Origin of the sequence: Xanthomonas boreopolis (assembly GCF_046529185.1) — a bacterium.
GTDB lineage: Bacteria > Pseudomonadota > Gammaproteobacteria > Xanthomonadales > Xanthomonadaceae > Pseudomonas_S > Pseudomonas_S boreopolis.
In genome coordinates this window covers 1,674,879-1,695,267 of sequence record NZ_CP097162.1, presented here as the reverse complement: position 1 = coordinate 1,695,267, position 20,389 = coordinate 1,674,879, and the positions used below count along the sequence as shown (strand labels likewise).

Sequence of the window (20,389 nt, the reverse complement as noted above, 5' to 3'; positions counted from 1 at the left end):
CCGCGCAGTCCGGGCTCGCACGCAACCGTCGCCGGGACGATGGACGACGGCCGGAAACACTCCCGCGACATCCCACGGCGCGATAATCCCCGCTTCCCCCGTCAGGAGAACGCTCATGGCCCACTGGACCACCCTCGACACGCCCCATGGCCAGGTCTCGGCCTGGCATGCCACGCCCGCCGCAGCGCCGCGCGGCGGCCTGGTCGTGATCCAGGAGATCTTCGGCACCACCGATCACATCCGCCGGGTCGCCGAGGACTTCGCCGCGCAAGGCTACGAAGTGCTGGCGCCGTCCTTCTTCGACCTGGTCGAGAAGGACCTGCAACTGCCGTACGACAACGAAGGCGTCAAGCGCGGGCTGGAACTGGTCGGCCAGATCGGCTTCGACAAGGCGGTCGACGTGGTGAAGGCCGCGGCGATGGCGCTGGCTCCCGCCGGTCCCGTGGGTACGGTGGGCTATTGCTGGGGCGGCACCATCGCGCTGCTGGCGGCCATCCGCCTGGGCCTGCCCTCGGTGAGCTACTACGGCGCCCGCAACACGCAGTTCCTCGACGAAACCCCGAAGGCGCCGGTGATGTTCCACTTCGGCGAGAAGGACAAGAGCATTCCGCCGGAAGCGGTGCAGCGGCATCGCGACAAGCTGCCGCGGATGGAAGTCTTCACCTATCCGGCCGACCACGCCTTCAACCGCGACGGCGGCCACGCCCACGAGCCGGAGAGTGCCCGCCTCGCACGCGAACGGACACTGCGCTTCTTCGCCGAGCACCTGGCATGAGCGGTTTCCAGCTCGATGCGCGCCTGGCCGCCGACAGCGCGTTCGTCGCCGACGGCCCGCTGTCGCAGGTCCGGCTGATGGACGACATGCGCTTCCCCTGGCTGGTCCTGGTGCCCCGCGTCGCAGGCGCCAGCGAGTGGATCGACCTGGACGGCGGCCAGCAGCGCCTGTTGCTGGCCGAGATCAACCAGCTCTCGCACCTGCTGCGCGCGGAGCCAGGCGTCGGCAAGCTCAACATCGGCGCGCTCGGCAACATCGTGCGGCAACTGCACGTGCACCTGGTGGGCCGCCGCGAAGGCGACCCCGCCTGGCCGGGGCCGGTCTGGGGCAGCGGCCCCGCCCAGCGCTTCGCTCCCGAGGCGCTGGCCGAGCGTGCCAGCGCATGGGCACAGCGGCTACGATAGGCGGCCCTTCCGGACCGTCACCTGCATGAGATCGAACATCGTCGCCGCCCTGATCCTGATCGTGGTCGGCCTGCTGTTCCTGGCCAACAACCTCGGCTGGACCAACCTGAGCATCGGCAAGCTGATCACCACCTGGTGGCCGGCGATCCTGGTGGCGGTCGGCATCGGCATGCTGTTCGGCAAGGGCAAGTAGCTCGGCGCCCCCCCGGCGGCCCCGCAGTGTCTGGGGCTGACCACCGGCACCCGGAAGAGCTGACTTCCGGCACCTGATCCGGCGCCGGCCCGGACGCAGCATGGCGCCACGCCAACAAGGACGCCCGCCATGCCTCGCCGCCTGATCCCCGCCCTGGTCCTGATCTGCCTGGGCACCCTGTTCCTGCTCGACAATCTCGGCCTGGCCGACCTCGACGCCCGCCACCTGGTCGCCACCTGGTGGCCGGCCCTGCTGATCCTGGCCGGGATCGGCCAGTTGACGCGCCGCTTCGAAGGGAAGAGCGCCGGCGCCTGATCCGCCGGCCGCGACTCAGGTCCGCGGCAGCGTGACCCCGGTCTGGCCCTGGTACTTGCCGCCGCGGTCCCGGTACGAGGTCTCGCAGACGTCGTCGGCATCGGACTGGAAGAACAGCATCTGCGCCACGCCCTCGTTGGCGTAGATGCGCGCCGGCAGCGGCGTGGTGTTGCTGAACTCCAGCGTCACGTGGCCTTCCCACTCCGGCTCCAGTGGCGTGACGTTGACGATGATGCCGCAGCGCGCGTAGGTGCTCTTGCCGAGACATACCACCAGCACGTCGCGCGGGATGCGGAAGTACTCCACCGTGCGCGCCAGCGCGAAGCTGTTCGGCGGGATGATGCACTCGTCGCCGATCACGTCGACGAAGCTCTTCGGGTCGAACTGCTTCGGGTCGACGATCGTCGAGTTGATGTTGGTGAAAACCTTGAATTCGCGCGAGCAGCGCACGTCGTAGCCGTAGCTGGACGTGCCGTAGCTGACGATGCGCTGCCCGGCGGCGTCCTGCTTGATCTGGCCCGGCTCGAACGGCTCGATCATGCCGTGCTGTTCGGCCATGCGCCTGATCCAACGGTCGCTCTTGATGCTCATGCGGAATCCTGATGCCCGTGGGGGTCGGCAATTCTACCCATGAGTGCCCCGGGGGAGCGACTTCGGCCGCCCTCCCGCGAACGGGCTCAGGCCAGCGAGGACACGATCGGGATCGCCGCGCGGGGCCGCTTGCCCAGCTCCTCGGCCAACCGTTCCGCCGCCGCCAGGTACGCCTTGGCCGCCGCCGACCCGGGGTCGGCCACCACGATCGGCCGCCCTTCGTCGCCGCGCTCGCGGATGCCGATGTCAAGCGGCAACGAACCCAGCAGCGGCACCCCGTACTGCCCGGCCATGCGCTGGCCGCCGCCCTCGCCGAACAAGTGTTCCTCGTGCCCGCAGTTCGAGCACACGTGCACCGCCATGTTCTCGACGATGCCGAGCACGGCGACCTCGACCTTCTCGAACATCTTCAGCGCCTTGCGCGCATCCAGCGTCGCGATGTCCTGCGGCGTGGTGACGATGACCGCGCCGGCCACCGGGATCTTCTGCGACAGGGTCAACTGGATGTCGCCGGTGCCCGGCGGCAGGTCGATCAGCAGGTAGTCCAGGTCGCCCCACAGCGTGTCGTTGAACAACTGGGTCAGCGCCGAGGTCGCCATCGGCCCGCGCCAGATCATCGGCGTGTCCGGGTCGATCAGCAGCCCGATCGACATCGCCTCGACCCCGAACGCCCGTAACGGCTCGATCGACTTGTTGTCGGGGCTTTCCGGACGCCCGCTCAGCCCCAGCATCGCCGGCACGCTGGGCCCGTAGATGTCCGCATCGAGCACCCCGACCTTTGCACCAAGTTGGTGCAAGGCAAGCGCCAGATTGACGGCCGTGGTGGATTTCCCCACCCCGCCCTTGCCGGAACCGACGGCAATGACATTGCGGATGCGGGGATGGGGGGACAGGCCGCCTTGCGGCCGATGGGCGAATGTCTTCATGCGGACATTGTCCAGCAAGCTCGCGACTTTCCCAACCTTCCCCGACGCTCGACATGCTGCCAGAACGGCGCTTCAGCACGAAACGCTATTGAGTTCCTCACTCCGAGGCACAGGCCCGCAACATCTCGCCACGATCGAATTAAACCTGCATATCGAACAGCCGGCAATGCGCTCTGGGCCAACTTCTGGCATAGATTTCAACTCGATAATTTTCAGGCATCATTCATATTGCCTCCGGTGACCCGAAGGAGGTGTGTACGTCTTAAATTAAAGGGAGTTTCGAGTGATCAAGCATGACCTGTTTTCAGCTCGCCTTCGGATCATCGTAATCGGCGTGTCCTCGCTGCTTGCGACCGCCGGAGCGCAAGCCGCAGAACCCATCGCGATAGAAGACCTGGCACGACTGCCCGCCATCCAGTCCGTTTCGATGAGCCCGGACGGCAAGCATCTCGTAGCTGTCATCCCGTCTCCAAACAACAATGACGAGACGGCGTTGGCTACATGGGACATGGACAAGCTTTCTAATGGCCCCAAAGTCGTGACGCCCTCCGGCGATCGGATGAAGTTCATCGCCGCCGGAGCACTCAAGGCCGATAAGATTCTTGTTCTCGGGCGCCAGGAGTGGACCGGGCAATTGGGAGGCTGCGGCGAAGGCAGTGTCTCTGGCGCCACCAAGACGTTCGTGGTCAAAGCCTACCTCACTGGCGATGATCAGAAGAAGTTCGAAGAGGCCTTTGCCGACAACACCCGGAAGATCGGGGTGAGTGAACAGACCCAACGCTGTCTAGAGATTGCCGGCACCGCATCGTTAGTGCATCGCCTCCCGCTCGACCCGGAGCGAGTGATCATCCAGCAGCTCAATGAGCTGACCTTCAGCGCCAACTACTATCTCTACAACCTGAGCACCAAACAAACCGAGCTGTTGTTCCGGGGCAATGCACGCAGCACGCCCTCTCTTTTCGATCCGCGCACGGGGAAGGTACTGGCCAAGACGGAGATCGAGCCCATCGGAGCCGATAACTATCTCCAGAAACTGCTCATTCTCAACTCCGAGAGCGGGCAGTTCGAGGCGCACGATGCGCTGAGTACCAAGTTGGCCGATCGGCGTACGGTCCAGATAGAAGGAATCGACGACGCAACCGGCAAGCTCTACGTATTGACCGACCTTTTCTCCGACAAGGTGCAGGCCTACCTTTACGACCCCAAGCTGCGCAAGTTCGACTCCGAGCCCGCGGTAGCGAACCCGGATTTCTCCATTGACAGCCTGGTGTTCGGCTCCCAACCCAGCAATTTCAACAAAGTCGTCGGATTCGTGATCGATGGTCCCAGTCGTCAAACCATCTATGTCGACCCCGCCCTTAACTCGATTCAGGCCGGGCTCAAGCAAGCGTACCCAGGGCAGCAAGTATCGATCGTCAACTACACGGATGACTTTTCGAAAATCCTGTTCAGCACGATGAGCTCTGGGAAGCCGGCCAGCTACCACATTCTCGTCGGAAAAAAGAATGTCGTCGAGTTGGGCAGCGAACGGCCGTGGCTAAGGGACGGCCAGACCGGCGAGCAACGTTGGGTCACCTATACGGCCCGAGACGGCCGGAAGATACCTGCCATCCTGGATCTTCCTGCAGGCTGGAAGCAAGGTGATCCTCCTGTCCCCGCCATCATCAATCCTCATGGTGGCCCATGGGCGCGCGACTACATGGGCTGGGATGCTAGCGGCTGGGTTCCCCTGCTCACATCGCGTGGTTATGCAGTGCTTCGTCCCCAGTATCGTGGATCGACGAACCTGGGCCGTGACCTGTGGATCGCTGGCGATCGGGAATGGGGCAAGAAGATGTCCGACGACAATGATGACGGCGCGGAATGGCTGGTTTCACAGAAGATCGCCGCAAAAGACAGAATTGCCATCTTTGGTTATTCCTACGGCGGTTTTGCCGCCGCTGCAGCAGCCGTTCGCAAGCCATCCCCTTACCAGTGCGCGATTGCCGGCGCTCCGGTGACCAATCTTGGGCGGCTTGGAACTGCCTGGAGCGACAACCGCCTCCAGCGCATCCTGCAAGGCCAGACCGTCAAGGGCATGGACCCAATGCAGAATACGGCCAATGCGACCTTGCCGATCCTGCTGTTCGTGGGCGACCGGGATGTCCGCACGCCATCGTTCCATGCCAAGGACTTCTACGAGGCCGTCAAGAACACTGTTCCCGCCAAGTTCACCCTGATCTCCGACATGCCCCATAGCATGCCGTGGTACCCACGGCAGCAGCGCGAAACCCTGGGATTGATCGAGAGCTATCTCAAGAACGACTGCGGCCCTGGCGGTTTGTAGGCCGAACCCGGTATCGGGCCCGATGCCGGGTTTGTTCATATGCAACATGAATGTTGCATTAGCAACCTCACCGAAGTAGATTCGCTTAACCGGAGCATAACGCCGGTTTCTCGTTTAGCCCTATTCAGGAGAGAGGCACCATGTCCGTTCGACACGGATTGCAACGCTTACCTTTGGCCATCGCCGTCGTCGCAGCCTTACAGGCAGCACCGGTCATGGCCCAGGATCAAACGGATGAAGCAAAGAACACCACTCCCAAGCCCGCCCAAGGAGCGGAGTCACGCCAGGCCAAGGACCTTGATGCCGTTACCGTCACCGGCTCGCTCCTGAAGCGTCCGGAGTATGAGACCACGTCGCCGGTGCAAGTGATTTCCGTCGACAAGAGCATCGCCGCAGGCAAGTTCGACGTTGCTGACTTCCTGCAGACCTCTGCCGTCGCCGCTGGCTCCACCCAGCTCAACAACCAATTCGGCGGTTTCGTCGTCGAAGGCGGTACCGGCGTGCAAACCGTTTCGCTGCGCGGCTTGGGGGCGAATCGCACCCTGATCCTCTTGGATGGCCAAAGGCCCGGCCCTGCCGGTACTCGCGGACAGGTTGGCGCATTCGACCTCAACGTCATTCCCAAGGTCATCTTGCAACGCATCGAGATCGTCAAGGACGGATCATCCTCGATTTACGGCTCCGACGCGGTCGCGGGTGCAGTCAACCTGATCACTCGCAAGAGTATCGACAAGCCGATCATGGACTACACCATGAGCGTCCCGCAGCATGGTGGCGGCGAACAGTTCTCGGCATCGTTCGCTGCCGGAAAGGACTTCAACAATGGCAGCATCGTCGGAGCGGTGCAGTGGGATAGGTTGAATGCCCTCAAGTTTGGCGATCGCGACTTCCTGCGATGCGCTGAAGACAGGGTCTGGGGCAAGGACGGCCAGCGAATTGATCGTGAGGATCGTTCGATCATTGGCGATACCAAGCTGGGAGGATGCTCATCGGGCAACCTCTATGCCAATACCATTATTGACTACTTCAACCCCAGCACTCGCTACGTGCCCTCTCCGGACGGCAGCACCGTGGGACCGTTCCCCGGCTATCGTCCACGCCCTTACCCCAGCAGAACCTATGCGAATTCGCCACAGGCCTACTACGAAGACGTCTTGAACTTCCCCTTCTGGGACAGTGCTCAAGTCATCGACCAGCGTGAACGCATCAGCCTGTACGGCGCCAGCGACTTCAGCTTCGACAGTTTCAACTGGAAGACCCAGTGGCTGTACAACCGTCGTGAGACGAAGACCCACGGATATCGGCAGTTCTTCCCCGTCGTGTACAACGAAGCCGACGACAATTACTACGAACCGATCATGCCGTATCCGGATGATCAGAAGATCACCGTAGACTACTTCTATGGCAGCACCAAGTTCGATGGCGCATTCAAGTGGAGCGATAGCTGGAGCTGGGAGGTCAATGCCAGCTACTCACGATCCGACGGTGACTACGAACACAACGACATCCAGACTTCGCGCACGGGCGATCTTTCGTATGTCGAAACCGATCCGCCACTCAACTACTTCGATCCTGGCTTTCTCAGCGGCGAGCGCATGAACGAGCTGGTGAATGCCGTTGGAGTCATGACCAAAGGCAATACGGTTTACGACCAGGCGATCGTCAACGGATTGATTACCGGCAACCTGTTCACCCTGCCTGCAGGCGATGTCGGCGCGGCGTTCGGCGTGGAGTACCGGCATTCCAAGATCGATGATGAACCCGACGAACTGACCAAGATCGGCGATATCTGGGGCTATAGCTCCGCCCAAGCCACGAAGGGAACCGACAACGTTCGTGAGGCTTTCGCCGAACTCGATATTCCGCTCATCAAGGGCAAGCCGGGCTTCGAATCGCTGTCGGTCAACCTGTCCGGCCGTGCTTTCAAATACAACTCGGTGGAAGACTCCGACAATGTCTGGAAGGCCGGCCTGAACTGGCAGATCATTCCGTCCCTGCGTCTGCGCGGTAGCGTTGGCACTTCATATCGTGCACCAGGCCTTTATGAGCTTTACTTGGGCGACCAGACTGGCTATCGCCAACAGACGGAAATCGATCCCTGCGTATTGTGGGGGGAAAGCAGCAACACATTCCTCCAGGCTAACTGCAATGCAGCCGGCATTCCTGCAAATTATGCAGGCACTGGCGCCACCGCTACGGTTTATTCCCGCGGCGGCAAGGGCGATCTGAAGCCTGAAACGTCCAAGGCCAGAACATTGGGCCTGGTATGGACCCCGGAATTCGCCAATTTGAGCGTCGCCGTGGATTATTTCGACTACGACATCCGTGGCGAGATCAGCCAACTGGATGAGTACGACATCATCAACGGCTGCTATGGCTCGGCGGTCTACCCAAATGCATTCTGTGATCAGTTCGTTCGCAACAGTCCGAACGATCCGAGCGCGCCGAATGCGATTACCACCATCTACAACAAGTACATCAACATCAATCGCGAGCGCACTCGTGGCTATGACTTGCAGTTGAACTACGACAACGACTTCTCGTTCGGCAAGCTGTCGCTGGAGGCGCAGGTCACCTATACCATCGAGGATCTCACTCGCCTGTTCGACAGTTCGTCAGAAAGCGGGCTCGCCACCGACAACCAGATTGGCTACATCGGCCGTCCCAAGACTGTTGGCCTGTTGGCAGCGGACCTGAAGCGTAACGACTGGACCTTCAGCTATCAGACCACCTATGTCAGTTCGACTGAAAATCGCGACCTGAATCGTACTTTCACCTATCAGGGATACCAAGGCGCGACCCGGGACATCAAGGCTGGTTGGCAGTTCCTGCACAACATATCCATCGCTTACGAACCAGGCGATTGGGGCATCATGGTCGGTGTCCGCAACCTGTTCGACAAGGAACCGGATCTGATCTCGACCGGCGTTGGCACCCGCTATGGCAATGCACCGCTATATGCATCGCAGTACGATTGGTATGGGCGAACGATCTTTGCCCGAGTGCAGTACAAGTTCTGATTCCTTCTGGAACAGCAAAGGGGGGCGGCCACTGGCCGCCCCCTTTTGTATTCAACTGGAAACAACCGTCTTCCTCACCAAGGCCTCTGTAGCACGACCCTCGCCGCATTGTGCCCAGGCGCCCCGGTGACGCCGCCTCCCGGGTGCGTGCCCGACCCGCATAGATAGAGCCCGGGGATCGCGCCGCGGTAATCGGCCTGGCCCAGCATCGGTCTTGCGGAGAACAGTTGGTTCAGGCTCAGCGCGCCGTGGAAGATGTCGCCGCCGACCAGGCCGAACTCGCGCTCGAGGTCGAGCGGGCTCAGGACCTGGCGCCCCAGGACCGAGGCGGCGAAGCCGGGGGCGTGCCGCTCCACCGTCGCGATCATCAGGTCGGCGACTTCCTCGCGGTGGTCGTCCCAGCTGCGTCCTTCCGGCAGTACCGGCGCGGCATGCTGGCAGAACAGGCTCGCCACGTGCTTCCCCGGGAGTGCCAGCGAGTCGTCCAGCGTGCTCGGGATCAGCATCTCGACGATCGGCTCGCGCGACCAGCCGTGGTCGCGCGCGTCGCGCCAGGCCTTGTCCATGTAGTCCAGGCTCGGGGCGATGATGATGCCGGCGGTCAGGTGGTCGCCCTCGCCCGGCAGGACGCGGAAGTCCGGCAGCCGGGACAATGCCACGTTCATCCGGAAGGTGCCGGAGCCGCAGCGCCAGTTCGCCATGCGCTCGCGCGTCGCGGCCGGCACGTGCGCGGGATCGATCAACCGTTCGTACAGCAGCTTGGGGTTGACGTTGGCAACCACGCAGTCGGCGCGCAGCGATTCGCCGTCGAGCGTCGTCACGCCGACCGCTCGTCCCCCTTCGACCAGCACGCGTGCGACGCCACGTCCGGTACGGATGTCCACGCCGCGTTCGCGACAGCAGGCGGCCATCGCCCGGGTGATCGCCCCCATGCCGCCGATCGCGTGCCCCCACGCCCCCTTGACGCCGTTGCTCTCGCCGAACACGTGGTGCAGCAAGACGTAGGCGGTGCCCGGCGCGTACGGGCTGGCGTAGTTGCCGACGATGCCGTCGAAGCCGAACAGCGCCTTGATCGGTGCGCTTTCGAACCAGCGGTCCAGGTACTCGGCCGCCGAGATCGTGAACAGGTCGAGCAGTTCCTGGCGCAGGGCCGGCGACAGCGCATGCAGCCTTCGCCCGAGCTGGCCGGCTCGCCAGAGCTGGGGCAGCGCCTGCCACCACCCGCCGTCGGTGACGTTGGGCGGCGGCTGCAAGGCCAGCGCGCGCAGCACGTCGGCCAGTTGTTCCAGGCGCGCCTCGTAGGCCGGCAGCCGTTCGGCATCGCGGGCGGAGAACTTCGCGACTTCGGCCGCGGTCCGTCCGGCCCCGGCCAACAGATATCCGTCCTGCAGCGGCAGGAAGTTGTTGATCCGGCGCGGCACCACCCTGAGGCCGTGCCGCGGCAGTTCCAGGTCCTCGATCACCTTCGGCTGCAACAGCGAGACGGTGTAGGAGGCGACCGAGTTGCGGAAGCCGGGATGGAACTCCTCGGTGACCGCGGCCCCGCCCACCACGTCGCGCCGTTCGAGCACCAGCACCTTGCGGCCGGCCTTGGCGAGGTAGGCGGCGCACACCAGCCCGTTGTGGCCGGCGCCGATGATGATCGTGTCGTACGGGTCGCGTCGGGTGCCCATGCCGGCCTGTATAGCATGCGCTGGCGGGGTCCGATTCCCCGGATTGGCCAGGCATGCCTGGCCGGCGCGTCGCCACGTCGGTCCTGCTCTTCCCCGGAGACGGCGGATGTCCGGCCCCAGCCGGCCATGACCTTCGACACTGACTACCGTCGCGCAGAGGTTCAGAATGCCGGCCACGCCCCGGCGACGGGGCTTCCTTGTCCATGCCCGATTCCGGAGCCCTACGTGACCTTCCGCAAACCTCATCTGCTGACGCTGTCCCTCGCCGTCGCCGCCGCGCTGAGCGGCTGCAAGAAGCCCGAGGAAGCCCCCAGCGCCGCCGCGCCGGCCAGCGAAAGCGAAGCCGCGCCGAAGAAACTGACCCTCGACGAGTCCAAGCTGCCGCCGTTCAACCAGTTCAAGCCGAGCGACATCGACCCGAACGCGAACGCCTGCACCGACCTCAACGCCTACGCCAACGCCAAGTTCCTGGCCGCCAATCCGGTGCCGGGCGACCGCACCAGCTGGGGCGCGTTCGAGATGCTCGACGAGCGTTCCAACGCGGTCCAGCACCAGCTGGTCGAGCAGGCCGCCGCCGACAAGAACGCCACCGGCGTGGAGAAGCTGGTCGGCGACATCTGGGCCACCGGCATGGACGAGGCCAAGATCAACGCCCAGGGCATCGAGCCGCTGAAGCCCGAACTCGCCGCCATCGACGGCGTCACCGACCAGGCCAAGCTGGTCGATTACCTGCGCACCAGCGCCGCCAAGGGACGGAACGGGCTGTTCTCGTTCGGCGCCGAGGCCGACTTCAAGAACTCCAGCATGAACATCGCCTATGCCGCGCAGGGCGGCCTGGGCCTGCCGGATCCGGAGTACTACACCAAGGCCGAGAACAAGCCGAAGCTGGACGCCTACCAGGCGCACATCGCCAAGGTGCTGGAGCTGTCCGGCACGCCGGCGGCCGATGCCGCCGAGCAGGCCAAGCAGGTGGTCGCGTTCGAGACCCGCCTGGCCAAGGTCTCCAAGACCAGCACCGAGCTCTCGCGCGATGCTTCGCTGTTCTACAACCCGGTCAGCCCCGCCGACGCCGACAAGCTGACCCCGAACTGGTCGTGGACCGAGTTCTTCAAGTCGCAGGGCGTGGAAGTGCCCCAGATGTTCTCGCTGGCGATCCCGGCCTTCCACGAGGAAGTGAGCAAGATGATCGCCGACACCGATCCGGCGGTGTGGCGCGCCTACTTGCGCTTCCATGCGGTCGACAGCGCGTCGCCGTACCTGAGCCAGCCGTTCGTCGAGGAGAACTTCGCCTTCTACAACAAGGAAATGCGCGGCCAGAAGGAGATCAAGCCGCGCTGGAAGCGCGTGCTGGCCGCGGTCAACGGCCAGGTCGGCGAGGCGCTGGGCCAGCTGTACGTGCAGGTCGCGTTCCCGGCCGATTCCAAGGCCAAGATGGAGGAGCTGGTCGGCAACCTGCGCACCGCGCTGAAGGCCCGCATCGAGAAGCTGGACTGGATGAGCCCGGAGACCAAGGAAAAGGCCATCGCCAAGTGGAACAGCTTCACCCCGAAGATCGGCTACCCGGACAAGTGGCGCTCGTGGGACGGCCTGCAGACCAACCGCGACAGCTACCTGGGCAACCTCCAGGCGGCCCAGGAGTTCAACTACAAGTGGAACCTGTCCAAGATCGGCAAGCCGGTCGACAAGACCGAATGGGGCATGACGCCGCAGACGATCAATGCCTACTACAACCCGCTGCAGAACGAGATCGTGTTCCCGGCCGCGATCCTGCAGCCGCCGTTCTTCGACCCGAACGCCCCGGTGGAGATGAACTACGGCGGCATCGGCGCGGTGATCGGCCATGAGATGACCCATGGCTACGACGACCAGGGCAGCCGCTTCGGACCGACCGGCAACTTCGAGAACTGGTGGACGCCGGCCGACGCCAAGGGCTTCGCGGCCCGGACCGACAGGCTGGTCAAGCAGTTCGACGGCTACAAGACCGACAAGGGCAACGTCAGCGGCAAGCTGACGCTGGGCGAGAACATCGCCGACCTGGGCGGCCTGAACACCGCCTACGACGCGATGAAGGCGGCGACCGCCGGCCAGGAAGACCCGAAGACCGACGGCATCACCCGCGACCAGCGCTTCTTCCTGAACTGGGCCACGGTATGGCGTCGCAACTTCACCCCGGACGAACTGGCCGTGCGCCTGAAGACCGACCCGCACGCCCCGGCCAACTTCCGCGCGATCGGCGCGCCGTCGAACATGCCGGCGTTCGCGGCGGCGTTCTCGTGCAAGCCGGGCGACAAGATGGTGCGCCAGGGCGACCAGCAGGTGGTCATCTGGTAAACCGCCCGCGTAGGTGCGATCCATGGAGGCCCGGCATTGCCGGGCCTTCTTTTTTGCTTGGCCCATGCCGGATCGTCAATCCCCTGACAGCACGCTTGCCGGCCTTGTTAAACTCCGCCGACTTCCAACTGGCTGGATCCATTTCGATGCCCACCCTTCGTCCGCTTGCCCTCGCCCTCGGCTTCAGCCTGACCGCCCTGCTGGCCGCGCCCCATGCCGAAGCCGCCCGCAAGAAGACTCCCAAGGCCCCGGCCGTGCCGCCGGCCTGCACCGATTTCTACGACGCCGCCAACGCCGCCTGGCTGAAGGCCAACCCGCTGCCGCAGACCGGCGCGACCACCGCGCTCGGCCAACTCGCCGAGCATGCGCTGCAGCAGCAGCGCGACCTGCTCGACGCCGCGATGAAGGCGCCGCAGAACGACGTGCAGAAGCTGCTCGGCGACTTCTGGGCCAGCGGCCTGGACGAAGCGGCGGTCGAGGCCGATGGCTCCAGGCCGATCGCCCCGCTGCTCTCGCGTATCGACGCGATCAAGAAGGCCAAGGAAATACCGGCGGCGATCGCCGCGCTGCACCAGGTCGGCATCCCGGTGGCGTTCAACTTCGGTCCCGACGTGGACCTGAAGGCCCTGGACCGTCACATCGGCTACTTCATGCAGGGCGGCACCGGCCTGCCCGATCCCGCGTTCTACACCCGCACCGATGCCGATACCACCGCGCTGATGGGCCGCTACCGCGCCTACGTCAAGCAGATCCTGGCGCTGACCGGCACCGCCGCCAACCGCCTCGACGCCGACTCGGCCGCGGTGATCCAGATCGAGACGCTGCTGGCCAAGGCCGGCAAGCCGGTCGCCGACATCAACAACCCCTTCAACAACTACGCGCCGCTGGCGACCAAGGACGTCGCCAAGCAGTTCAAGAACCTGCAGCTGGCCGATTTCCTGAAAGCCCAGGGCGTGCAGGACGACCTGGTGTCGATGGCCGACCCGGGCTACTTCAAGCAGCTCGACGGCCTGATCGCCAGCCTCAAGCCGGACCAGTGGAAGGCCTACCTGCGCTGGCGCGTGGGCGATGCGATGGCGCCGTACCTGTCCAAGGGCTTCCGCGACACCGAGTTCCAGTTCCGCGGGCGCCTGCTGCGCGGCGACGTGCTGCCGCCGCCGCGCTGGCAGCAGGTGCTGGACGCGATCAACGTCGCGGCCGGCCCGATGCTCGGCCGCGAGTACGTCGCCCGCTACCTCGGCGCGGACACGCGCCGCCAGGCCGCCGTCATCGTCGACCAGGTCCGCGAGGCCCAGATCGCGGCGATCGAACGCACCGGCTGGGGCAATCCGGAAGTCGTGGCCGAGGCCAAGGCCAAGCTCGACGCGATGAAGATCGAGATCGGCGCGCCCCGCCGCGACCTCGACTACAGCGTGCAGCCGATGGGCCGCGGCAGCTTCGGCGGCAACATGCTGATCGCCTCCACCTGGCGCCATCGCGAGGAAATGAAGCGGATCGGCAAGGGCAACGCCGACCGTCGCTGGGACGTGCTGCCGCAGCAGCCGGCGATCGCCTACGACATCGCGCAGAACCGCCTGATCGTCACCGCCGCGGTGCTGCAGGCGCCGGTGTTCGCGCAGGGCGGCGACCCGGCCGCCCAGTACGGTGCGTTCGGCGCGCTCGCCGCGCACGAGATCACCCGCGCGATCGATGCCAAGGGCGCGTTGGTCGATGCGCAGGGCCAGCTGCGCAGCTGGTGGAGCCCGGCCGAGAAGACCGCCTGGACCCTGCTGACGCAGAAGGTCGCCGCGCAGTACGGCGCCTACCCTTATCCGGGCGTTCCCAATACCAAGGTCAACGGCACATTGACCGCCGAGGAGAACCTGGCCGACCAGGCCGGCGTCGAGCTGGCCTGGCAGGCCTTCGCCAAGGCCCAGCCGCAGGCCACCCAGGCCAGCAAGCAGGCGTTCTTCAATGCCTGGGCCGGGCTTTGGGCACAGCAGCTGTCCCCGAACGAGGCGGTGCAGCGCGCCACCGCGGAAGTGCGCGCGCCCGGCAAGTGGCGCACCAACGGCCCGCTGTCGAACCTGCCGGAGTTCGGCGCGGCCTTCGGCTGCAAGCCGGGCCAGCCGATGCAGCGCGCGGAGGCCGACCAGGTCCGGATCTGGCGCTGACCGGTCCGGGACGGGCAAGCAAGAAGGGGCGCGGAATCGCGCCCCTTCTTTATTTATTGGTGTCTAGCGGACGATCCGCATCGGTGGCTTGCGCTTGCCGCCGAAGGGCGGCTGGCCCCGCCAGTAGCGGATCAGCAGCCAGCCGAACAGCATGCCGCCCAGGTGCGCGAAGTGCGCCACGCCCGGTTGCCAGCCGGTGAAGCCCAACAACAACTCGATCGCGCCGAACACGATCACGAAAGTACGAGCCTTCATCGGGATCGGCGGGAACAGCAGCATCACCCGCTGGTTCGGGAACAGCATGCCGTAGGCCAGCAGCAAGCCGAACACGCCGCCGGACGCGCCCAGCACCGGCATGTCGCTGCCGGCCAGCCAGCCCACCAGCAGCTGGCACAGGCCGGCACCGGCCACGCAGACCAGGTAATAGGCCAGGAAGCGCTTCTCGCCCCAGGTCTGTTCCAACGGGGCGCCGAACATGAAAAGCGCCAGCATGTTGAAGAACAGGTGCGAGAAGCTGCCGTGCAGGAAGCCGTAGGTCAGCAGCTGCCAGACCTGGAAGTTCTGCCCGGGCGAGAACGGGTCGAAACCGGCCTCGCCCACCGGCCACAGCATCAGCGGCGCGAACGTGCCGTCCCCCAATGCCCATTGCAGCAGGAACAGCAGGCCGTTGGCGATCAGCAACGCTTTGGTGACGGTGGGCAGTCGGGGGAACATGGCGGCATCCGTGGAAACTGCGCCACATCATAACGGCTGCCACCGCCTGCCCCTGTCTCCGCGGCAAGCGCTTTGGCCGCCATGGGGCCCGGCGCGGCCGGCCCAGGCCGCGCCGGCGCAACGCCGCGCTTACATGGGTGTGCTATAAGGCGCCGGTGGGCCGGGGCCGTCCGCGTGGCATCCACAGCCACGGGAGCGGACGGCTTCGGCGAGCAGCGATGCCACGAAGCGGCACTGCCCTTCTGGCGTCTTCATGAAGGCGGGGAGGAGAACGGCATGACCACGTTGAGTCGCCGCCAGTTCCTGAAAGTCACCGGGACGACCCTGGTGGGTTCCAGCCTGGCTCTGATGGGCTTCGCGCCCGGGGTAGCGCTCGCGGAGGTGCGCCAGTACAAGCTGGCCCGCGCGACCGAGACCCGCAACACCTGCACCTATTGCTCGGTCGCCTGCGGCATCCTGATGTACGGGCTGGGCGACGGCGCCAAGAACGCGGAAGCGAGCATCTTCCACATCGAGGGCGACCCCGACCACCCGGTCAACCGCGGCACGCTGTGCCCGAAGGGCGCCGGCCTGGTCGACATCATCCACAGCAAGTCGCGCCTGCTCTATCCCGAATACCGCGCGCCGGGTTCGGACAAGTGGCAGCGGCTGTCCTGGGACGACGCGCTGGACCGCATCGCGCGGCTGATGAAGGCCGACCGCGACGCCAACTTCGTGCAGAAGAACGAGGCCGGCCAGACGGTCAACCGCTGGCTGACCACCGGCATGCTGGCCGCCTCGGCGACCAGCAACGAAACCGCCGTGCTGACCCACAAGGTCGTCCGTTCCCTCGGGATGCTCGCGTTCGACAACCAGGCGCGTGTCTGACACGGCCCGACGGTGGCAGGTCTTGCCCCGACGCTTGGCCGAGGTGCGATGACGAATCACTGGGTCGACATCAAGAATGCCGACCTGATCCTGATCATGGGCGGCAACGCCGCCGAGGCGCACCCGTGCGGCTTCAAATGGGTGACCGAGGCCAAGGCGCACAACAAGGCGCGCCTGATCGTGGTCGACCCGCGCTTCAACCGCTCGGCCGCGGTAGCCGACGTGTACGCGCCGATCCGCACCGGCACCGACATCGTGTTCCTGGGCGGATTGATCAACTACCTGCTCGCCGAGGACCGGATCCAGCACGAGTACGTGCTGAACTACACCGACATGCCGTTCCTGGTGAAGGACGAGTTCGCCTTCAAGGACGGCCTGTACTCGGGCTACAACGAGCAGACCCGCAGCTACGACCGTTCCAGCTGGGACTACGCGTACGGCGACGACGGCTACGTCCGCACCGACCCGACGCTGAAGGACCCGCGTTGCGTCTACAACCTGCTCAAGCAGCATTACGCGCGCTACACCGTGGAGATGGTCGAGCGCATCTGCGGCACGCCCGCCGACAAGATCCGGCAAATCTGGGACATGATCGCCTCCACCGCCAGCAAGGACCGGGCGATGACGATCCTGTACGCGCTGGGCTGGACGCAGCATTCGGTCGGCGCGCAGAACGTCCGCGCCGGCACCATGGTGCAGCTGCTGCTGGGCAACATCGGCGTGGCCGGCGGCGGCATGAACGCGCTGCGCGGGCACTCCAACATCCAGGGCCTGACCGACATCGGGTTGATGTCCGACCTGCTGCCGGGCTATCTCACCCTGCCGAAGCAGGACGAGCAGGATTACCAGGCCTACATCGCCAAGCGCACGCAGAAGCCGCTGCGACCCAACCAGATGTCGTTCTGGCAGAACTATCCCAAGTTCCACGTCAGCCTGATGAAGTCGTGGTGGGGCGACGCGGCCACCGCCGACAACGACTGGTGCTTCGACTACCTGCCCAAGCTCGACAAGCCGTACGACATGCTGCAGGCCTACGAGCTGATGGACCAGGGCAAGATGAACGGCTACATCTGCCAGGGCTTCAACCCGCTGGCCTCCGCGCCGAACAAGGGCAAGCTGATCAGCGCGTTCTCCAAGCTGAAGTTCATGGTCAGCATGGACCCGCTGGAGACCGAGACCATCGCGTTCTGGCAGAACCACGGCGCGCTGAACGACGTGGACCCGGGCAAGATCCAGACCGAGGTGTTCCGCCTGCCCACCACGTCCTTCGCCGAGGAGAACGGCGCGGTGGTCAACTCCTCGCGCTGGCTGCAGTGGCACTGGAAGGGCGCCAAGCCGCCGGGCGAGGCGCGCAGCGACATCGAGATCATGTCCGAGCTGTTCCACCGCATCAAGGCCCTGTACGAGAAGGAAGGCGGCGCCTGGTGGGACCCGGTGCGCGACCTGGCCTGGAAGTACGCCAACCCGGAGCTGCCGACGCCGGAGGAACTGGCGATGGAGTACAACGGCAAGGCGCTGGCGGACGTGTACGACCCCAAGGACCCGACCAAGCTGGTACGCAAGGCCGGCGAGCAGCTGGCCGCCTTCGGCGAACTGCGCGACGACGGCAGCACCGCGTGCGGCTGCTGGATCTACGTGGGCGCCTGGGGTCCGACCGGCAACATGATGGCGCAGCGCGACAACAGCGATCCTTCCGGCATCGGCAACACCATCGGCTGGGCCTGGGCGTGGCCGGCCAACCGGCGCGTGATGTACAACCGCGCGTCCTGCGACCCGGCCGGCAAGCCCTTCAATCCGAAGCGCACGCTGATCGCCTGGAACGGCAAGAGCTGGAGCGGCGTGGACGTGCCGGACTACAAGGCCGACGAAGACCCGGCCAACGGCATGGGCCCGTTCATCATGAACCCGGAAGGCATCGCCCGCTTCTTCGCCAAGGGCGGCATGGCCGAAGGTCCGTTCCCCGAGCACTACGAACCGTTCGACACGCCGCTGGCGAAGAACCCGCTGAGCCCGGCACAGCCGCTGGCGCTGAACAACCCGGCCGCGCGCGTGTTCGCCAGCGACCGCGCCCAGATCGGCTCGCCGGACGAGTTCCCGCACGTGGCGACCACCTACCGCCTCACCGAGCATTTCCACTTCTGGACCAAGCACGGCAGGCTCAACGCGATCATCCAGCCCGAGCAGTTCGTGGAGATCGGCACGGCGTTGGCCGACGAACTGGGCATCGCCAACGGCAGCCGCGTCCGCGTCAGTTCCAAGCGCGGGCACATCGAGGCGGTGGCGATGGTGACCAAGCGCATCAAGGCCCTGCAGATCGACGGCAGGACCGTGCACCAGGTCGGCGTGCCGATCCACTGGGGCTTCCTCGGCGCGGCCAAGCCCGGCTACATCGCCAACGCGCTGACCAACGCGATCGGCGACGGCAACTCGCAGACGCCCGAGTCCAAGTGCATCCTGGTCAAGGTCGAGAAGGCGTAGGAGACGAACCATGTCACTGCAATCGCTGGACATCATCCGCCGCTCGGCCACCACCACGCCCTCGCCGGAGGCGCGTGGCGCGCACACCGGCCAGGTCGCCAAGCTGATCGACGTCAGCAAGTGCATCGGCTGCAAGGCCTGCCAGGTCGCCTGCATGGAGTGGAACGACCTGCGCGACGAGGTGGGCAACTGCACCGGCAGCTACGACAACCCGCCCGACCTGAGCGACCAGTCGTGGACGGTGATGAAGTTCGACGAGTACGAGGACGCCAACGGCAACCTGGAATGGCTGATCCGCAAGGACGGATGCATGCACTGCTCCGACCCCGGCTGCCTGAAGGCCTGCCCTTCGCCCGGCGCGATCGTGCAGTACGCCAACGGCATCGTCGATTTCCACGAGGAGAACTGCATCGGCTGCGGCTACTGCGTCACCGGCTGCCCGTTCGACGTGCCGCGCATCTCGAAGAAGGACAAGAAGGCCTACAAGTGCACGCTGTGCTCGGACCGGGTCGCGGTCGGGATGGAACCGGCCTGCGTCAAGACCTGCCCGACCGGCGCGATCACCTTCGGCAGCAAGGAGGCGATGACCCAGCACGCCGCCGAGCGCATCGAGGACCTGAAGTCGCGCGGCTACCAGAACGCCGGCCTGTACGATCCGGCCGGCGTCGGCGGCACCCACGTGATGTACGTGCTGCAGCATGCCGACCAGCCGCAGCTGTACAGCGACCTGCCCAAGGACCCGCACATCAGCCCGATGGTGTCGCTGTGGAAGGGCGCGGCCAAGCCGCTGGGCCTGTTCGCGATCGCCGCCACCGCGTTCGCCGGCTTCCTGCACTACATCGGCGTCGGCCCGAACACCGTCGACGAGGACGAAGAGAAGGCCGCCGAGCGCGAGGCGGAGAAGATCCGCGCCGGGACCGCCAACGAGGAGGAACGGCCATGAGCCATGCGCCTGGCGACAACGAGATCGTCCGCTACCGGGCCCCGACCCGGATCAACCACTGGATCGTCGCGATCAGCTTCGTGCTGGTCGCGCTGTCCGGACTGGCCCTGTTCCACCCGGCCCTGTTCCCGCTGAGCGCGCTGTTCGGCGGCGGCCCGTGGACGCGGATCCTGCATCCCTTCATCGGCCTGGTCATGGTGGTCGCGTTCGCCTTGCTGGCCGCGCGCATGTGGCGCGACAACCTGCTCGACCGCGACGACCGGAGCTGGTTGCGCGGCATGCGCCACGTGCTGCGCAACGAGGACGACAAGCTGCCGCCGGTGGGCCGCTTCAATGCCGGCCAGAAGCTGCTGTTCTGGAGCATCGTCGGCTGCCTGCTGGCGCTGCTGCTGTCGGGACTGGTGATCTGGCGCGCCTACTTCAGCCATTACTTCCCGATCGGCGTGATCCGCTTCTCGGTCGTCGTGCATGCCTTGTTCGGCCTGGTCCTGGTCTGCGCGATCGTGGTGCACATCTACGCGGCGATCTGGGTGAAGGGTTCGGTCAAGGCCATGACCCGCGGCAAGGTCAGCTACGGCTGGGCCCACAAGCACCATCGAGCGTGGTTCCGCCAGGTGTTGAGCGGGCAGCGGCCGAAGGAGTAGCCGGATTCGGGATTCGGGATTCGGCAAAGCATCCTG

General features: G+C 65.3%; 15 protein-coding genes. 11 read left to right on the top strand and 4 right to left on the bottom strand.

Features of this window, described 5'->3' with window-relative positions:
• Window positions 1–115 precede the first annotated feature (115 nt).
• From M3M27_RS07515 to M3M27_RS07500, 4 genes are all read left to right on the top strand, one after another.
• On the top strand, window positions 116–775 hold the full coding sequence (locus M3M27_RS07515) for a dienelactone hydrolase family protein (protein WP_434027649.1): 660 nt from the start codon (window positions 116–118) through the stop codon (window positions 773–775).
• Entirely contained in the window at window positions 772–1,179 is a 408-nt protein-coding gene (locus tag M3M27_RS07510) for an HIT family protein (RefSeq protein ID WP_434027648.1), read from the top strand. The genes M3M27_RS07515 and M3M27_RS07510 overlap by 4 nt, the downstream gene beginning before the upstream one ends.
• 25 nt (window positions 1,180–1,204) lie before the next feature.
• Entirely contained in the window at window positions 1,205–1,372 is a 168-nt protein-coding gene (locus tag M3M27_RS07505; RefSeq protein ID WP_140718863.1) for a LiaI-LiaF-like domain-containing protein, read from the top strand.
• A gap of 129 nt (window positions 1,373–1,501) precedes the next feature.
• On the top strand, window positions 1,502–1,687 hold the full coding sequence (locus tag M3M27_RS07500; RefSeq protein WP_434027647.1) for a LiaI-LiaF-like domain-containing protein: 186 nt from the start codon (window positions 1,502–1,504) through the stop codon (window positions 1,685–1,687).
• 15 nt (window positions 1,688–1,702) lie between these two features.
• Here M3M27_RS07500 and dcd read toward each other — a convergent pair whose 3' ends face one another.
• Together dcd and apbC are read right to left on the bottom strand one after the other, a co-directional pair.
• On the bottom strand, window positions 1,703–2,278 hold the full coding sequence (gene dcd / locus M3M27_RS07495) for a dCTP deaminase (protein WP_140718865.1): 576 nt from the start codon (window positions 2,276–2,278) through the stop codon (window positions 1,703–1,705).
• 86 nt (window positions 2,279–2,364) lie between these two features.
• Window positions 2,365–3,204, bottom strand: a complete 840-nt coding sequence (gene apbC, locus M3M27_RS07490; protein WP_434027646.1) for an iron-sulfur cluster carrier protein ApbC — start codon at window positions 3,202–3,204, stop codon at window positions 2,365–2,367.
• A 283-nt stretch (window positions 3,205–3,487) separates the two neighbouring features.
• Between apbC and M3M27_RS07485 the strand changes: the two genes are divergently transcribed.
• Both M3M27_RS07485 and M3M27_RS07480 read left to right on the top strand, forming a co-directional pair.
• Window positions 3,488–5,530: an alpha/beta hydrolase family protein gene (locus tag M3M27_RS07485; RefSeq protein WP_434027645.1), complete on the top strand. Its 2,043-nt coding sequence runs from the start codon at window positions 3,488–3,490 to the stop codon at window positions 5,528–5,530.
• A 140-nt stretch (window positions 5,531–5,670) separates the two neighbouring features.
• The gene (locus tag M3M27_RS07480) at window positions 5,671–8,550 is read left to right on the top strand and encodes a TonB-dependent receptor domain-containing protein (protein WP_434027644.1); all 2,880 of its coding nucleotides are present in this window, start codon (window positions 5,671–5,673) and stop codon (window positions 8,548–8,550) included.
• A gap of 74 nt (window positions 8,551–8,624) precedes the next feature.
• Here M3M27_RS07480 and M3M27_RS07475 read toward each other — a convergent pair whose 3' ends face one another.
• Window positions 8,625–10,223 (bottom strand): phytoene desaturase family protein, encoded by a 1,599-nt coding sequence (locus tag M3M27_RS07475; protein WP_434027642.1) that lies wholly within the window; start codon window positions 10,221–10,223, stop codon window positions 8,625–8,627.
• A gap of 249 nt (window positions 10,224–10,472) precedes the next feature.
• Here M3M27_RS07475 and M3M27_RS07470 point away from each other — a divergent pair, with 249 nt between their 5' ends.
• Window positions 10,473–12,554, top strand: a complete 2,082-nt coding sequence (locus M3M27_RS07470; protein WP_434027978.1) for a M13 family metallopeptidase — start codon at window positions 10,473–10,475, stop codon at window positions 12,552–12,554.
• Window positions 12,555–12,700: 146 nt separating this feature from the next.
• The gene (locus M3M27_RS07465) at window positions 12,701–14,707 is read left to right on the top strand and encodes a M13 family metallopeptidase (protein WP_434027641.1); all 2,007 of its coding nucleotides are present in this window, start codon (window positions 12,701–12,703) and stop codon (window positions 14,705–14,707) included.
• 63 nt (window positions 14,708–14,770) lie between these two features.
• Here the strand turns inward: M3M27_RS07465 and M3M27_RS07460 are convergent, their stop codons facing one another.
• Window positions 14,771–15,421 (bottom strand): rhomboid family intramembrane serine protease, encoded by a 651-nt coding sequence (locus M3M27_RS07460; RefSeq protein WP_140718872.1) that lies wholly within the window; start codon window positions 15,419–15,421, stop codon window positions 14,771–14,773.
• 276 nt (window positions 15,422–15,697) lie between these two features.
• On the opposite strand from M3M27_RS07460, the gene fdnG reads away from it, so the two are divergent.
• The 3 genes from fdnG to M3M27_RS07445 are packed head-to-tail and all read left to right on the top strand — an operon-like array spanning window position 15,698 to window position 20,353.
• Window positions 15,698–18,766 carry a formate dehydrogenase-N subunit alpha gene (gene fdnG, locus M3M27_RS07455; protein ID WP_434027640.1) on the top strand — a complete coding sequence of 1,023 codons (3,069 nt, stop codon included), beginning with the start codon at window positions 15,698–15,700 and terminating at the stop codon, window positions 18,764–18,766.
• A 10-nt stretch (window positions 18,767–18,776) separates the two neighbouring features.
• Window positions 18,777–19,709, top strand: a complete 933-nt coding sequence (fdxH, locus tag M3M27_RS07450) for a formate dehydrogenase subunit beta (RefSeq protein ID WP_140718874.1) — start codon at window positions 18,777–18,779, stop codon at window positions 19,707–19,709.
• The gene (locus M3M27_RS07445) at window positions 19,706–20,353 is read left to right on the top strand and encodes a formate dehydrogenase subunit gamma (RefSeq protein WP_434027639.1); all 648 of its coding nucleotides are present in this window, start codon (window positions 19,706–19,708) and stop codon (window positions 20,351–20,353) included. Before fdxH ends, M3M27_RS07445 begins: the two co-directional genes overlap by 4 nt.
• Window positions 20,354–20,389: the final 36 nt, after the last annotated feature.

Bases quoted from the DNA above. Each gene is read 5' to 3' on its own strand.
- M3M27_RS07515 (WP_434027649.1), top strand. From the start codon at position 116: ATGGCCCACTGGACCACCCTCGACACGCCCCATGGCCAGGTCTCGGCC.
- M3M27_RS07510 (WP_434027648.1), top strand. From the start codon at position 772: ATGAGCGGTTTCCAGCTCGATGCGCGCCTGGCCGCCGACAGCGCGTTC.
- M3M27_RS07505 (WP_140718863.1), top strand. From the start codon at position 1,205: ATGAGATCGAACATCGTCGCCGCCCTGATCCTGATCGTGGTCGGCCTG.
- M3M27_RS07500 (WP_434027647.1), top strand. From the start codon at position 1,502: ATGCCTCGCCGCCTGATCCCCGCCCTGGTCCTGATCTGCCTGGGCACC.
- dcd (WP_140718865.1), bottom strand. From the start codon at position 2,278: ATGAGCATCAAGAGCGACCGTTGGATCAGGCGCATGGCCGAACAGCAC.
- apbC (WP_434027646.1), bottom strand. From the start codon at position 3,204: ATGAAGACATTCGCCCATCGGCCGCAAGGCGGCCTGTCCCCCCATCCC.
- M3M27_RS07480 (WP_434027644.1), top strand. From the start codon at position 5,671: ATGTCCGTTCGACACGGATTGCAACGCTTACCTTTGGCCATCGCCGTC.
- M3M27_RS07475 (WP_434027642.1), bottom strand. From the start codon at position 10,223: ATGGGCACCCGACGCGACCCGTACGACACGATCATCATCGGCGCCGGC.
- M3M27_RS07465 (WP_434027641.1), top strand. From the start codon at position 12,701: ATGCCCACCCTTCGTCCGCTTGCCCTCGCCCTCGGCTTCAGCCTGACC.
- M3M27_RS07460 (WP_140718872.1), bottom strand. From the start codon at position 15,421: ATGTTCCCCCGACTGCCCACCGTCACCAAAGCGTTGCTGATCGCCAAC.
- fdxH (WP_140718874.1), top strand. From the start codon at position 18,777: ATGTCACTGCAATCGCTGGACATCATCCGCCGCTCGGCCACCACCACG.
- M3M27_RS07445 (WP_434027639.1), top strand. From the start codon at position 19,706: ATGAGCCATGCGCCTGGCGACAACGAGATCGTCCGCTACCGGGCCCCG.